At 40.0% G+C, this 16774-nt stretch carries 8 protein-coding genes; 2 read left to right on the top strand and 6 right to left on the bottom strand.

Features of this window, described 5'->3' with window-relative positions; all coding sequences use genetic code 11:
* Positions 1-65: 65 nt before the first annotated feature.
* On the bottom strand, positions 66-383 hold the full coding sequence (locus ASE74_RS11990; protein ID WP_055909064.1) for a DUF2892 domain-containing protein: 318 nt from the start codon (positions 381-383) through the stop codon (positions 66-68).
* 206 nt (positions 384-589) lie between these two features.
* Positions 590-3481 (bottom strand): DEAD/DEAH box helicase, encoded by a 2892-nt coding sequence (locus ASE74_RS11985; RefSeq protein WP_055909061.1) that lies wholly within the window; start codon positions 3479-3481, stop codon positions 590-592.
* Positions 3482-3822: 341 nt separating this feature from the next.
* On the opposite strand from ASE74_RS11985, the gene ASE74_RS11980 reads away from it, so the two are divergent.
* The gene (locus ASE74_RS11980) at positions 3823-4833 is read left to right on the top strand and encodes a type IX secretion system membrane protein PorP/SprF (protein ID WP_055909059.1); all 1011 of its coding nucleotides are present in this window, start codon (positions 3823-3825) and stop codon (positions 4831-4833) included.
* Here the strand turns inward: ASE74_RS11980 and ASE74_RS11975 are convergent.
* Positions 4830-8360: a gliding motility-associated C-terminal domain-containing protein gene (locus tag ASE74_RS11975; protein ID WP_055909520.1), complete on the bottom strand. Its 3531-nt coding sequence runs from the start codon at positions 8358-8360 to the stop codon at positions 4830-4832. The genes ASE74_RS11980 and ASE74_RS11975 overlap by 4 nt on opposite strands.
* Positions 8361-9614: 1254 nt before the next feature.
* On the opposite strand from ASE74_RS11975, the gene ASE74_RS25125 reads away from it, so the two are divergent.
* Positions 9615-9821: hypothetical protein (locus ASE74_RS25125; protein ID WP_235526071.1), on the top strand; the 207-nt coding region annotated here is incomplete at its 5' end.
* A 916-nt stretch (positions 9822-10737) separates the two neighbouring features.
* Here ASE74_RS25125 and ASE74_RS11955 read toward each other — a convergent pair.
* Genes ASE74_RS11955 through ASE74_RS11945 form a run of 3 tightly spaced genes read right to left on the bottom strand, consistent with a single transcriptional unit; the run spans position 10738 to position 16547 of the window.
* Positions 10738-12138: an efflux transporter outer membrane subunit gene (locus tag ASE74_RS11955; protein ID WP_055909518.1), complete on the bottom strand. Its 1401-nt coding sequence runs from the start codon at positions 12136-12138 to the stop codon at positions 10738-10740.
* Between the two features lie 10 nt (positions 12139-12148).
* Positions 12149-15328 (bottom strand): efflux RND transporter permease subunit, encoded by a 3180-nt coding sequence (locus ASE74_RS11950; RefSeq protein WP_055909048.1) that lies wholly within the window; start codon positions 15326-15328, stop codon positions 12149-12151.
* A gap of 49 nt (positions 15329-15377) precedes the next feature.
* On the bottom strand, positions 15378-16547 hold the full coding sequence (locus ASE74_RS11945; protein ID WP_055909044.1) for an efflux RND transporter periplasmic adaptor subunit: 1170 nt from the start codon (positions 16545-16547) through the stop codon (positions 15378-15380).
* Positions 16548-16774 lie beyond the last annotated feature (227 nt).

Here is a 16774-nt window from a genome sequence, read left to right as displayed (position 1 = left end):
AATTGTGGTTTAACTTTTTAAAGTTAACCAGTTTATTAAGAAATGGAAATTTCGTATTTAAAATTTTACCCCAAATCGTCAACAACGTAGGTTTCACTTACAATCACCTCATCAGGGGCTATTTCTTCTTGTCTTTGCTCTGCCAAATCGCGCATAGGGCAATAACCCGTTATACCACGATATAGTAAGCCTGCTCCAATTGCGGCACCTGTTAAACCAATAACCGGGTGTGAAAATATGCCAGTGATTCCTTTAAAAAGAAGGTATGTACCAGCTGCGCCAGATAGCCAACGCTCGGATTTTGATACGTTTTGAAACAACTCTGGATACTTCCAGGCTTCTTTAACGTTATTTACTGCTGTATTAAAATCTTGATTTGTCATAATGTTAGTATTTATGTTCTACTGTATAACAAGTAAATAAGGAATGAGTTTTGAAAAGAAATTTAAAATAATGTTGCCACGGAAGGGGGGGGTATATGCTTTGATACCACTTTTGGATTTGATTTCTAATATTACAGTTTGAAGTTTGCTATGTGTGGTTTAAAATAGCTTTTCAACTCAACTCCAAATGGACCGTGGCAAAAAAATTAATTTAATATATCCCTAATATCATCCTTACTCAGCGATTTAAAGAAACTCTCTTCTGTGGTGATTAAAGAACTTGCCAACGATTTTTTGCGGTTTTGCAGCGCAAGAATTTTCTCTTCAACAGTATCTTTAGCAATAAATTTATAGATAAAAACCTTTTTATCCTGACCGATACGGTGCGTTCTGTCAATGGCCTGCTGTTCTACCGCAGGGTTCCACCATGGATCGAGAATGAAAACATAATCAGCCTGCGTTAAGTTTAAACCTACACCACCTGCTTTTATGGAGATCAGGAAAACCTTTAATTCGGTATTTTGCTGAAATTCGGAAACAATTTCTCCACGGTTACGGGTTGAGCCATCTAAATAGGCAAAAGGAATATTTTCTGATTCAAAATGCTTTTTAAAAATATCAAGATGTTTTACAAACTGCGAAAATACCAGCACCTTATGTCCGCCTTTAAGCACATTATCTAACGTATGAATCACGTTTTCAAACTTTCCTGAATCTGATATATATTCTCCATCGATCATTACCGGGTGATTGGCCAATTGGCGTAAGGCGGTTAATCCCTGTAAAAGCTGAACTTGTTTTTGTGCAAAAGTTCCATCATCCATGCTTTGCAGCAGATCATTCCGGTAGGCTGATTTGGTTTTTTCGTAATATGCTGCCTGATCTTCACTCATGTCGCAATAAATAACCTGCTCGGTTTTAGGAGGCAACTCTGCGGCCACTTGTTCTTTCGTTCTGCGGAGCACAAAAGGTTTAATGATCGATTGTAGTTTACGCGCTTTTTCTTCGTCTTTTTTCTTCTCTATCGCCTGTACATATTCTTCGTAAAAGAATGCTTGCGTACCCAACAAACCAGGATTTAAAAATGTTAACTGCGACCATAAATCGCTTACCGAATTTTCTACAGGTGTACCACTTAAAATTAGTTTATGCCTCGATTTTAAACTTCTAACCGCTTTAAATGATTTCGATGCAGGGTTTTTAATGTTCTGACTTTCATCGAGAATAATGTAGTTGAAATAAAAGTTTTTTAGTTCATCTACATCAACCCTGGTTACACCGTAGGTGGTAATAATGATATCATAATTGGCAAAATTGGCCACATCCTTATTTCGATTTGTGCCTGTATGCGCCAGTATTTTAAGTTTTGGGGTAAATTTTTTCGCTTCTGTTAGCCAGTTATATATTAAAGAAGTTGGCATTACGATTAATGATGTGGTTTGAATACCCAATAACTGGTCGTCTTCTTTAACTTTTTGAAGCATGGCCAGTGTTTGGATGGTTTTACCCAAACCCATATCATCAGCTAAACAGCCGCCAAAATTATATTCGCGTAAAAAGCTGAACCAGTTATAGCCGGCCTTTTGGTAATCGCGTAAACTGCCTTTAAAGTGAACAGGCATCTGTGTATCGGCAATATCTTCAAAATCAGATAAGCGTTGAAGCTTGCGTTCGAGCGTAACATTTGCCAAACTGTCTTCGGCCAGATCGTTGATCAGGCCAATATGGTGTTTCTTTAATTTTAATGTTTTTCCTGCTTCTGCCAAACTGAACAAGCTGCCATATTGGGTAAACCATTTATCAGGAATAATGGCTACTTCGCCATCAGGCAATAAAAATTCGCGTTTTTTATGAAGGATGTGTTGTTTTAACGATAGAAAAGGAATTTGGTATTTCCCAAACCAAACTACGGCATTAATGTCAAACCAATCGTTACCTTCTTTAACTTCAAGGTCGATTTTACTTGCCCCGAGTACAAATTTTTTCTGTCCGGTTGCCTGTTCAATTTCAAAGCCTGATGCCTGTAAAATTTCGATATGCTCGTTTACCCAGTTAATGGCTCCATAACTGGGATTTTCATCCGGGGCAGCCACCTCAAGGTTACTGAAAAGTGCACTTGTTTTTTTTAAACCAAGTGACAGCAGTAAGTTAAATTGTTTTTTCTCCCATTCTGCTGAGCGTTTTACCCGGTGGAAAATATAGTTATCGGCTGTTTTTTCTAAACGTACGGTTACTTTGTGTGCATTTTCTACAGGGAAAGTATATTCGCCATATTTAAAGTACAGTTGGATTTGAGAAAGACCACCATCAACATATAAAACATTAATTACAGGAACGGCCTCAAATTGTTCTGTTCTAATTTCGAATCCCTCTGCGTAAACATGGTGTTTCTCAATTAACGGGGCAACAAATTTTTCGAAATAAGTGGCTTCGGTGGCTTTTGGTATGGCAATGAAACGTTTATTTAAAAACGGCTGCAGTTTTTTGCCTTCAATATCCTGATCAAAAAAGTACAAAACATCATTTAGTAGCAACCATGCGGGTTTGTTGCTGATGATCTGCGCTTCTTTAAACATAAATTCGATGCGCAGGTTTTGATATTTAATGGTGGGAAAGTACCTTGTTTCGGTTTCGTTTCTCCTGAAATGAAAAAGAATCGAAGCAGGTTCGGCCGCAAGTTCAATTTTGCGTTCTACCGGCCAGCCATCTTTATCCATTACATAAAGCTCATTTTTAACCTTTAATATTTCTAAAGCCTCGGCAAGTTTTTTTTCAATTTTTGGGCGGACGCTCTCATAAAACTTATCGTCGAAAATTTTGGTAAAGAACTCTGTCGGTCTGATCAGCTTTTTATAATATTTTTTAATCAGCGAATCCTGCTCAATATCGTCTAAAATTTTAATCAGCTTATAATCAATTTCACTTAAACAGGCATTAAATTCTTCTGCTGTATGGGTAAAAATTCTCTGGTAAGTAAAAGAAAAATCTCCTTGTGGGTTAAGCTGAACTACGTGTGGTTCAATTAAGTAGCCCAAATACTCATGCTTGCACAAAGAGTACACCACTTTACAGGCTTTAGAACTATCGACACGTAACATTGATTGGTTTAAAATTTTTGCAAGCTAAGCGCTTAAAAAACTTTAAACTTACAATATTTTGAAGTCACATCAAAAGAAACAGCTGTTTTTGAGATAAAAAAGCAGCATTTTTTTTGTCTAATTTTAAAAATACCCAATCAGAAAATGCTTTAAACAACCTTAATGATTTGCGTTGCTCAATTTACACATCAATTTGATGTTGCCAGCTTGTTTTGGTTACCTGTGAAAAGGAATTGCACACATAAATATTAAATACTTTATAATTGGCTACAACTTATTATCTTAGCCCTTGTATTGATCAGTTTTTAGCATCAATCAATTAACGCATCACAATAGTTTAAATGAAATTTTTTTACACGCTCTCTCTGTTCGCTTGTCTGTATTTTTCTGGCTACGGACAGGAAATCCCACGGAGTACACAATATATTTTTAATAATATCCTCCTAAATCCTGCCTTGGCTGGGATAGATAATTATACTGACCTTAAATTGGGTTTACGTAAGCAGTGGAGCGGTTTAGAAGGTGCTCCAAGCACTCAATACCTTTCTTTAAGTACGGCCATTGGTGAAGATTTTGTTCGAAGCAATGTAAATTCATTTGCCGGAAATGGCGAAAACCCGATGAGCAGAAGTTATGTAAATAATTATACAGCAGCAGAGCCCCATCATGGAATTGGATTGGTAGCCATGACGGATAAGGCCGGTTTGGTGCGACAAACGAACGTAAATGTAACGTATGCCTATCATCTTGGCCTTACCAACGAAGTAAATTTATCATTGGGCTTATCGGGTGGCTTTAAATCAATCAGTGTTGATGTTCGTGGTATTATTGCCGACGAATCTGGAGATCCATTGTTTTCTGCTGATTATAACAATAAAATAAGACCGGATATTGGTGCCGGTGTTTGGTTATACAGCCCAAGGTTTTTTGCTGGTGTATCTGCAAAGCAATTAATTGGTAGCAAAAGTGCCATCGTAAACGATAAGGTTAAAACAGATGCCTACCAGGCTGCTACCTTTTATGGAACAGCAGGTTATAAGATATTTCTGGATGAAGATATAGCGATGATCCCATCGGCATTGATTACCTATTGGGCAAACTCGCCTGCTACATTTGATGCCAATTTAAAGTTTGCCTATAAAGATAAGTTTTGGGTTGGCACGAGTTTCCGTAACAACGATTCTTTTTCGCTGCTGGCGGGATTTAATGTTGCATCATTGGTAAACCTGAGTTACTCTTATGATGTAAATACATCAGGCTTACGCTCGGTAAATAACGGCACGCACGAAATTGTACTCGGTATTTTATTAAATAACCGTTACCAGGTGGCTTGTCCGAGCAGGCAGTTTTAGCGCAATAGTGTTATGCTGCCACCCAGTGGTTTACATTCGGCCCTTAAATCAATCACATAGTAGTAAACCCCGGCAGGTAAATCTTTACCTCTAAAACGGCCATCAAATGGTTTGGTATAATTACCGATTGATTCGAATACCAACTGACCGCCACGGGTATAAATTTTAATGTTTGTACCTTTAAAATCTGGTAAACCCCTTACTTGCCAAACATCATTCATACCGTCGCCATTTGGTGTCATGGTATTGGTTATTTCAAGGTTGTCGTGCGTTACTTCTACATGTACTTTTGCAAATTCGCTCGTACAGGATCCTAATTTTCTCCTTACAAAATAATCGGCTGTTTTGGCTACCCTAAACTTAAATATTCCGGTACTGCTTTCTAAAAACGGCTTACTATCGTCGATTTTTTCGAATAACTGGTAGGTGCCTTCTTCAGGAGCAACTACTGGCAGCACGATATCAGATACATAACAAACGCGGAGATCGTTGATGATTGGTGTGAGAATTTTGAAAGGTTCGTCAACCACAGTGTAAGATTCACTAACTGCATAGCCGCATGTTGTTTTATCGCGAACTTCTAAATGATATGTGCCTGCACCAACATTAATCAGATCCTGCGTATACTGAACTGCTTCTCCTGCTTCATTTATCCATTTAAAATCATAAGCAGGAATCCCGCCGATTACCTGAATGCCTTTTACAGAACCTCTTTGTAAGGTACAACCATCTTTTATTACAGTTGCCGTATTGGATACGATGTTTAATTTTGGCGTAACATTGATCGGATATGGGCCTAAAATAGTTTCGCAATTATTAACATCATAAGCGAACATCCTATAATTTCCTCCGGGTAAATTTTTAAGCTCGATAATATTTCCTGTTCTTGTTGCGCCTGCCACTGTAGAGCCAGACTCATCTACCCATTTAAACGATGTTGGAAGTGTAGAGCTAAAATTAAGGTTGATGCTGCCATTAATCAACTCGCAGGTGGTATTGTTTACCGTTGGTGTAAAGGTGTAAATTGTTGGGGTTAGCGCATCTACCCGGTAAGTTCTGTCTAAAGTACAGGTATATAATGAATTGCTTGCTCTAAGTGTATAGGTGCCCGGAGCAAGATCGATCAGTTTAATAGACATGCCTGGAGAATAGGAACCTTTTTTTATGCTTTGTAAAGTTGGGCTTAACCATTCGTACGTATCGGCGTTTGTGATTGATACCCCGTCGATAATTCCATTGTTGGCCCCGCACCTTGCTGGTGTAACTGCTCCACCATTTATGGCCACATCGCTATAGGTGCCGATAAAAAAAGTTGCAGTAACAGGCGAACACTGGCCCTGATCGGAAACAGATAGTGTATAGCTGCCACCTCCAACATTTTCAAGGTCTAAGGTTGTTGATACAACATCTGTACCTAAAACTCCGGTAATTGGATCGCGCTTAAACCATTTATAACCTAATGTACCTGTTGCATCGGTAATGGTAATACCTGTAATAGAACCGTTTTCCTTTCCGCAAGCGGCAGAAACTGTTCTGGATGGACTGCCAATTTTTGGTTGTGGTTTTCTGGCAACTGTAATCGGATCTGAATTTAGTGTACAGGCAGCTTCATCTGATACTTTTACGTAATAAGTGCCTTCGGGTAAATTTACCGGGTTTGTTCTGCTTACAACAGCACTTGTTGCGGTATTTATCCACTCGTATTTTATAACACCTTTACCCCTCAAAACCTCGGCTGTAAATGTAAAAGATGTTTGTCCGCAGATTGGATTGACAGGTATAATAGTAGGTTTTGTTAATTTTTGGTCTTTAATTATGAACACTGTTGGAAATGCTTTACATCCATCATCAACAGTTACTTCATAAGTACCTACCTCCAAATTGGAAATGCTTTGTGTATTGCCTTTAGGTACACGGCTACCGTCGGTTTCTATCTTTACCCAGGTAAATGTAAATCCTTCGCGCACTTCAGGGATGGTGATTGATCCGTTGGCATTACAGGTAACCGGCTCCACTATAGCTTCATTAGGTAATAATTCTGCTGTAGAAAACGGAGAGGTGGTGGCATTTAATAAACTTGCCGTAGCGGTAACCATCCCACTTAGGCTGCCATTGTATTCCCATCGGCCATCGCTGCCTGCCTGTACCGTTGCAATATAAGTTTTACCCTCGCAAATGCCCTGACAGTTTACGGTATAAAATAACTCTACTTCTGAATTTGGGGTGGCCCTGCCCGAAACATAATCACTTCTTTTTTTCAGTACCTGGATATAGGGTTGAAGAATGGACAATGTTTTTCCAATCCCGAATGTTTTGTTACAAAAGAAACTGTTTCGGGTAATTTTTACCGGCTTTGATGATACCGTTTCGACACCGAAATTGTTGTTGGCTATTAGGTTTACTTCAGCTGGGGTAGCACCGCCAATGGTTCCACCTGCACCAGATTCTATTTTAACCCCAATACCGTTGCCCATTACCACAGTTCCGGCAGCATCAGTACCTATTGCATTGCCTGTTAAAACAAAATCTGAATTGGTAATGGAAACACCTGTTGTTCTGTTGCCACCAATAATATTGTTCCGTACGTAAAGTGCTGTATTAATTGAATTAACCTTTAACCCGGCAATTTCTAATGAAGATGAAGAAAGAAAAATAGGTAATTCATGGAAATCCTTTTTACCAGTATAATCAACCCCGATTTTATTGTTGATTACGTTAACATCAAACCTTGCATTGGTAGAATATGATGACCGGGTAATGTCGAGATTAATCCGGTTTGCGGCAATTACATTTCCTTCTCCGGCACTGTCGCCACCAACATCAAGCGCGCTATCGTACAAATTGGCCGAGATACCGAAAACGTTGGTGTTAGGGGTTATCCCATCATATATTACTCCAATTAAATTCGACTGGATCTTAATTCTGGTTGCTGCTATATTGGAATAGGGAAAGTTGTTCCGGATAACGATACCATTAATATTGCCACCGATTACATTTCCCTTTCCCGGAGCACCGATGATAATATTATTTGCCCGGTAATCAATTACTATTCCTGATCCTTGGGCGGTATTTACATTCTGTAAATTGGTAATGGTTGCAAAATTTCGGATGTATAAACCATAAATTTCAACACCGGTGGTTTGAACCTGAGTATCGGATGCCTGCCCAATTACTAAACCAGAAAATGTTGTGTTTGCATATTCCGGTTCTAAAATTACCTTAGCTCCCGAAACGCCGAGTGCGGGCCAGGCGGTTTGAGAGGTACCATCAATTACTACATTGGATGATACGATGGGCAATGCAGTACGGAGCCTAATGGTTCGGTTTGCATTATCACTTGGGCTACCAGGTAAATTAAAGTTAATGGTATAGGTAGAAGCCCGGTTTGCTACCGCTGCTTGCGTTAAGGCATCTCTTAAGGTTCCAGGGCCGCTATCCGCATTACTGGTTACCACATAAGTTTGAGCGTAGCTATTGCTAAATAAAAATAAGCCAACTAGTAGGGCTAGAAGTTTTGAGAGACGCATAAATTTGTTTGGTTCAGCCAAAATACAAATAAACTGTTTAGTGGCTAACGTTTTAGAAAACAAACGTACATTATTTTTTCGAAAATAATTGAGCCAGCTTTTAAAGGGGTGTGCACAATGAGAAAGTACAAGCGTAACGGGCTTAGAATCTTGGTTGTAATTATAGAATCAATGCTGATTTTGGCGATTTTACTTTGATTTGTCCCTGCCCGCGGCAGGAAGGTTTCAAAGTAACTTTGATTGGTCGCTGCCCATGGCAGGAGAGTTTCAAAGTAAAATGCACTTATGATGGTTATTTTTGCCCCTATGTTTAACGCGATCGTCATGCTGATCCGATAGCTATCGGATTTACTTCAGCACCTTAGTAGGTATTTTAAACACGGTCGTCATTCCCGCGCATGCGGGAATCTTAAAGCGATCGCTATGCTTTTATAAATTAAATCACCTCGCATGTTTGTCTTTGAAAATTAGAGTGGACGCATAGAATCGTCATCTCGACCGAAGCAACGCGAAGTGGAGAGATCTTTGAATTTGCCTTGCGCCAATTCCGTCCTTTGCAAGGCTGGGGGCAGAGCGAGCCGAAACAATCTTTTTGTTGTAAATTCCTACTACGGTCGTCATTCTCGCGCATGCGGGAATCGTAATGTTTTCGCTCCGCTCGTGCTTGCCTCGGTTCGCCGCCACCGATGGGGCTCTTACCTTTTTCTTGATAAAAAGGTAACCAAAAATCAAGGCTTGGAACTGATGTCGGATAAATTCGTTAAAGCTTTTTGGTCCTCAGCACAAGTTCCGCCGAAGGGGGCGGAAAGTGTGTGCTGCCTCAATACAATGATGAAGGGAAAAGGTAACGATAAAGCTTTAACGTTTTCTCCTTCCATCATTTCCTATGCCCGGAAGCAAGGTTCAGATAGCGAGGTGCAAATAGCATGATGTAGGGAATGCGTTAAATCCGTCATTTGCAAGGCTGGGTACGAGCGAGCCGAAGCAATCTTTTAGTAGGTATTTTAAACACGGTCGTCATTCCCGCGCATGCGGGAATCTTAAACCGATCGCTATTTTTTTATAAATTAAATCACCCCGCATGTTTGTCTTTGAAAATTAGAGTAGACGCATAGAGTCGTCATCTCGACCGAAGCAACGCGAAGTGGAGAGATCTTTGAATTTGCCTTGCGCCAATTCCGCCCTTTGCATGGCTGGAGGCAGAGCGAGCCGAAACAATCTTTTAGTAGGTATTTTAAACACGGTCGTCATTCNTTTGAATTTGCCTTGCGCCAATTCCGCCCTTTGCATGGCTGGAGGCAGAGCGAGCCGAAACAATCTTTTAGTAGGTATTTTAAACACGGTCGTCATTCCCGCGCATGTGGGAATCGTAATGCGTTTGCTATGTTTTCGCTCTGCTCGGGCTTGCCTCGGTTCACCGCCACCGAGGGGGCTCTTACCTTTTTCTTGATAAAAAGGTAACCAAAAATCAAGGCTTGGAACTGATGTCGGATAAATTCGTTAAAGCTTTTTGGTCGTCAGCACAAGTTCCGCCGAAGGGGGCGGAAAGTGTGTGCTGCCTCAATGCAACGATGGAAGGAAAGGTATTGATAAAGCTTTAACGTTTTATCCTTCCATCATTTCCTATGCCGTCTAGCATGGAGGAAATAGCGAGGTGCAAATAGCATGATGCAGGGAATGCGTTAAATCCGTCGTTTGCAAGGCTGGGGGCGAGAGAGCCGAAGCAATCTTTTAGCAGGTATTTTGAACACTGTCGTCATTCCCGCGCATGCGGGAATCTTAAAGCGATCGCTATGTTTTTATAAATTAAATCACCCTGCATGTTTGTCTTTGAAAATTAGAGTGGACGCATAGAATCGTCATCTCGACCGAAGCAACGCGAAGTGGAGAGATTTTTGAATTTGCCTTGCGCCAATTCCGCCCTTTGCATGGCTGGAGGCAGAGCGAGCCGAAACAATCTTTTAGTAGGTATTTTAAACACGGTCGTCATTCNTTTTGAATTTGCCTTGCGCCAATTCCGCCCTTTGCATGGCTGGAGGCAGAGCGAGCCGAAACAATCTTTTAGTAGGTATTTTAAACACGGTCGTCATTCTCGCGCATGCGGGAATCTTAAAGCGATCGCTATGTTTTTATAAATTAAATCACCCCGCATGTTTATTTTTGAAAATTAGAGTGGACGTATAGAATCGTCATCTCGACCGAAGCAACGCGAAGTGGAGAGATCTTTGAATTTGCCTTGCGCCAATTCCGTCCTTTGCGTGGCTGTGGATGACAAACCACATGTCTTCCGTGGCATCAGGCTTAGGCCAACAATTTACTCAACAAAAAAGGCATTCTGAAATATCAGAATGCCCTAAAAATGCTTGTTAATTATTGTTTATTTCCAGCCACCGCCTAATGCACGGTAAAGGTTTACAACCGACTGTAGTTTTTGTAATCTATCGTTAATGCCACTCAATTGAGCGGTTAACAAACTCTGTTCTGAAGTTAAAACATCAGTATAGTTTGTTGCTGAGCTATAACGCAATAATTCTTTGGTAAAATCAACAGCTTTGGTAAGCGAAGCAATTTGTTTTGCGCGTGTTTCTTCTTTTTCTGCTGCGGTTTGGTAAGCGTACAAAGCATTTGAAACTTCCTGTCCGCCAGTTAAAAGCGTTTGTTGGAAATTGTAAAACGCAATCTGTTGGTTTGCTTCCGCTGTTTTTAAACGGGCTTTATTTGCCCCTTTAGCAAAAATAGGCTGCGTTAAACCACCAACCAAATTGTAGAAGATCGATTTGCTGAAGAAATCCTGCAATTGCAAACTCGATAAACCACCTGCTGCGGTAATGGTTAATGCAGGATAAAAATAAGCTTTGGCCACATTGGTATTTTCAAAAGCCGATCTAAATCCAAATTCAGCTGCAATTACATCCGGGCGGTTTTTTAACAATTGCGCAGAAACTCCGGTTTGTAAATTGGCATAAGGCGTTTGCTGATCCAAAGTAGTGCGGTTAATTGCGTTTGGTGCTTTTGCAACCAGTACACTCAAGGCATTTTCTGCTTCTTTAATACTTCTTTTTAAATCAGGCAATGTTACCTGGGCAGCATATAAATTGGCTTCACTTTGTACAACAGCGGCTCCATTAACCACAGCACCTTGCTTTAATGCCCTCATGGTTTCTACATCCTGAGTTCTAACCTTAATGGTTTGCTCAGTAATGGCCAGTTGCTTATCTAGTGCCAGTAATGCATAATAGTTGTTGGCAATAGTTGCAATTAATTGAGTTTGAACGGCTCTTTTGGCAGCATCACTTTGTAATAAAGTAGCATATGCACCACGTTTTGCGCTGCTCAGTTTACCCCATATATCAGCTTCCCAACTGGTACTTAGCTGTGCTTTATAGGTTTGTGTTTCTAAATTAATGTTTATCCCTGCCGGAAAATTCTGTGCCGCAGCCGACGCTTTATTATCGGTTACGTTTACATCGGCCTGTAAACTTGGCAATAATGCCCCACGACTTTGAATTAAAGTTGCTTCTGCAATCTTAATGCGCTCAATTGCCTGCTTTAAGTCTAAATTTTCATTTATTCCCTGTTGAATGAGCGATTGCAATGTGGTATCAGAAAACAGCGTTTTCCATTGCAAATCGGCCATGGTTGTTGTATCTGTGGTATTGTTATCCCGGTATAAGCCTTCGCTGGTAACCTGTGGGCGTTCGTATTTTTTAGTTACGCAGGCACTCAGACTAAGAATTGCTAAACCGATTAAAATGGAATGTTTATATCTAAAATTCATTTTCTTAATATTAATGTTTGCTGTTAGCAGTTGCCAATTCGTATTCTTCTGGTGTTTGCTCATGATCAATTCCTTCATTAAAAGGCGATTTATTGCTTACACGTTCTTGTAAAGATTGGAATATGATAAACAAAGCAGGGATTACGAATACCCCAAACAAAGTACCGATCAACATCCCGCCAACGGCACCCGTTCCGATTGATTTATTTCCTGATGCACCTACTCCTGATGATAACATTAAGGGTAATAAACCTAAAATAAAGGCAAAGGATGTCATTAAAATTGGGCGTAAACGTGCAGTAGCACCATCAATTGCCGAATTTACAATGCTCATGCCTTTTCTTCTTCTATCTACCGCATATTCTACAATTAAAATGGCATTTTTTGCAAGTAAACCCACAAGCATGATCAAAGTAATCTGCGTGTAAATGTTATTATCTACACCAAATATTTTATCGAAAACGAATACACCCGCCAAACCGATTGGTAAAGAGAATAGAACAGCTAGCGGTAAAATATAACTTTCATACTGTGCTGCAAGTAAAAAGTAAACGAAAATTACGCAGAGTAAAAAGATGAAAACGGTTTGACTTCCTCCGGCCATCTCCTCACGGGATAAACCTGAGAATTCGTAACCATAACCTGTTGGTAAATGGATTGCGGCTTCTTCCTGTACTGCTTTTAAAGCATCACCAGAACTATATCCTGCATTCGGGTTACCTGTTACTGCGATTGAGGTGAACAAGTTGAAACGCGAAATGGCTTGCGGACCATACACTTTTTCTAAATTAATAAATTCAGAAATTGGTGCCATGCCACCGCTCGAGTTACGAACGTAAATACTGGTTAAACTTTGTTGGTTGGCACGGTATTGAGCATCTGCCTGGTAAATTACCCTAAACTGCTTTCCAAATTTATTAAAGTTAGATGCATAAACACCACCATAATAACCTTGAAGTGTAGCCAGTACATCGCTAACCGTTAAGCCAGCCTGTTTAACTTTTGCCACATTAACATCAATCTGATATTGAGGAAAATTAGGGTTAAATGAAGTTGATGCGTACTGAATTTCCGGACGTTTACTTAACGCTGCCAGGAATGAATTGCCAACATCATTAAATTTTTTAATATCGCCACCTGTTTTATCCTGTAACTGAAATTCAAAACCACCACTGGTACCAAAACCTTGAATGGTTGGCGGCGCAAAGAAAATAATTTTAGCACCTTTTATACTTGCGGCTTTCGCAAAAAGCTCTCCAATAATTGCTTTTACATCACGTTTACGCTCATCCCATGGAATTAACCTACCTATAACCATACCGTAAGAACTTCCTGAACCGCTGATTAAACTCCGGCCAACTACCCTTAAAGAGTTTTTAATCTCAGGCACCGTATGCGCAATACTGTCGATTCGTTTAATTACCAGATCTGTTTCTTCCAGTGATGTTCCTGCCGGTAATGAAATGTCAGAAAACACAGTTCCTAAATCTTCATTGGGTACAAAACCTTTAGGTGTGGTATTCATTGTCCAGATCAGGAGCACTGTAAAAAACGCAATGCCTGCACCAACAATCCATTTTGTTCTGGAAAGAAAGCCAACCGATTTTTTGTACTTCCCGGTTACGGCATCAAAAGATGTATTAAAGGCATCGTAAAAACGGTTTAAAAAGTTTTTCGATTTTTCATGATCTTCTTTGTGTGGTTTTAAAAAGATTGCACACAACGCCGGACTTAAAGTTAATGCGTTAATTGCTGACAAAATGATCGAAATGGCCAGCGTTAAACCAAACTGTTTGTAAAATACACCTGATGAACCAGAGATGAAACTCACGGGAATAAACACCGCGGCCATAACCAGGGTAATCGAAATAATTGCACCACTAATATCGTCCATTGCATCTATGGTAGCCTTTCTGGCGTCGGTATAACCCTCATCCAGTTTGGCGTGCACTGCCTCAACCACCACAATCGCATCATCCACCACAATACCAATGGCGAGCACCAGTGCAAATAGCGTTAACAAGTTGATGGTAAACCCAAATAAACTAAGGAAGAAGAATGTACCGATAATAGCTACCGGAACACTGATTGCCGGAATTAATGTAGAACGGAAATCCTGTAAGAAGATAAATACCACCAAAAACACGAGGATAAATGCCTCAATTAAGGTGTGAATTACTTTTTCGATTGAAGCATCAAGGAAATCGTTAACGTTTACCAATGTGGTATAATGAACGCCTTTAGGGAAAGATTTTTGCGCTTCATCCAAAGTTTTGATTGAATTTTCGATAACCTCTTTCGCATTCGATCCTGCCGTTTGGTTAATCGCGATACCTAAAGCCTGTTTACCGTTAAATTTAACCGTACTGGCATAACTTTGAGCACCCAATTCGATTCTGGCTACATCTTTTAAACGCAGTATCTGTCCGTTTGCATCCGCCTTGATAATGATGTTGCTAAACTCTGCCTCATCTTTTAAACGGCCTGTATATTTTAAAGTGTATTGAAATGCCTGATCGCCCTGCTCTCCAAACTGGCCAGGAGCAGCCTCAACGTTTTGTTCTGCCAAAGCAGCATTAACATCACTAGGTATTAAACCGTAAACCGCCATCACATCAGGCTTAAGCCAAACACGCATGGTATAATCCATTTGCCCGAAAGCACTTGCATCTCCTACACCATTAATACGTTTAATTTGTGGAATGATGTTGATGTTGGCATAATTCTGTAAAAATTTCTGATCGTAAGAAGGATCATCGCTGTAAATACCAAAAATAAGTACGTTACTCGCTTGTCTTTTAGCTGTAATTACACCCGATTTTGTAACCTCTGCAGGGAGTAAACTGGTTGCACGCGCTACCCTGTTTTGTACGTTTACCGCCGCTAAATCAGGATTGGTACCCAGTTTAAAGTTAACGGTAATGGTTGCAGTACCATCATTACTTGCACTCGAAGTCATGTAAGTCATGTCTTCTACACCGTTTATTTGCTCTTCCAGCGGAACAACAACGCTACTCATTACCACATCGGCGTTAGCACCCTGGTAGGAGGTAGAAACCTGAACCGTAGGCGGGGCAATTTCTGGGTATTGTGAAACCGGCAACGTAGCTAAACCTAAAACACCGAGTATTACGATGATAATGGATATAACCGTTGATAAAACCGGTCTTTCTATAAATTTCTTAAACATAATTAATATTGATTACACTGATATCGTGTGATTGTCACTCATTATATTGTTACTTTTTGATATCAGCATAAACTGAATCAGCACTTTTTTCTTCAGGTTTGATTTTTGTTCCATCCTTTAATGATTGGAAACCCTCAAGTACAACTTTGTCGCCAGCCTTTAAGCCCTTTGTTACCACATAAAATTTGCCTTTGGCCAAATCCATAATCTGAATTTCGGTACTTACCGTTTTAGCAGAATCGCCTAATACATACACGAATTTTTTACCCTGCAAATCGATAGTTGATTTTTGAGGAACTAAAATGGCATTTTCAACATGTTGAGGGATTCTAACAGATGCGCTAGCTCCATTTTTTAATAATGAAGTCGGGTTGGGGAATGTTGCCCTTAAACTTGCAGAACCTGTACTGGTATTAATTTGACCATTAATGGATTCTATTTTACCATTCTGTGCATAAACAGTTCCATCAGCCAGCACCAGGCTAACCGCAGGAATGTTTTTCATTTGCTGGGCCAGGGTGTTTCCTTTGTAGATATTGGCAAAATCCAATAGCTGTTTCTCGTTTAATGAGAAATATGCATATACTTTAGATGTATTAGAAACCGTAGTTAAGGGCTGTGTACTGGTGCTGCTTACCAAACTTCCGTTTCTGAAAGGAATACTGCCCACTACACCATCAACCGGGCTTGTAATTGAGGTATAACCTAAGTTAACCTGTGCATTTACCAATTCGGCTTTTGCCTGTGCCAATGCTGCTTTTCTGCTTTGAAGCGTTAACTGAGCAGCATCAAGATCATATTTACTGATGATATCTTTTTCTACAAGTGGCCTGGTTTTATTTACCGTTAACTGAGCCGCATTTACATCAGCCTCTGCGCTACTAATGGCCGCTCTTGCTGTTCTAACCTGTTGCTCATATTGTGGTGCGTTAATAGTGAAAAGTAACTGGCCTTTTTTAACAACCGCACCTTCATCTACAAAAATCTTTTCGATAAAGCCATCAACCTTTGGGCGGATATCGATATTCTGGATACCTTCTATCGTAGCCGGATAATCAGAATCCAAAGTTGTATTTTGTGTGCTTACTGTAAAAACGGGGTAGGCCTGTGGACCGGCTGCGGCTGCAGCGGCTGCTTTTTTAGCTGCATCATCATTTCCGCAGGACGCTAAAAGCATACCAATGCTCACGCTAAAAAAGAGAGTTGTTACTTTTCTCATGGGGTATTTCTGTGTGTTTAAATTTAAATTTCCGGGATTAAGGGCGATATCAAAAAAAATGGGACTTTGATTTTCGCTAATAATTGCCCAAAAATAGAGCCTAAAAAAAAATAAATCTGTCCGAATTCTGTCATTTAATCAATCGATTGATTTATTTTTTGATTAAAAACAGTGCTATGAAGCTTTAAAAAGCTGTTCAGTAGGCTATTAAAGCACTGTTTACTGGG

The organism is Pedobacter sp. Leaf216, from assembly GCF_001421515.1.
In the GTDB taxonomy this organism is placed as follows: Bacteria; Bacteroidota; Bacteroidia; order Sphingobacteriales; family Sphingobacteriaceae; genus Pedobacter.
This window is presented reverse-complemented; position numbering and strand designations above follow the sequence as displayed.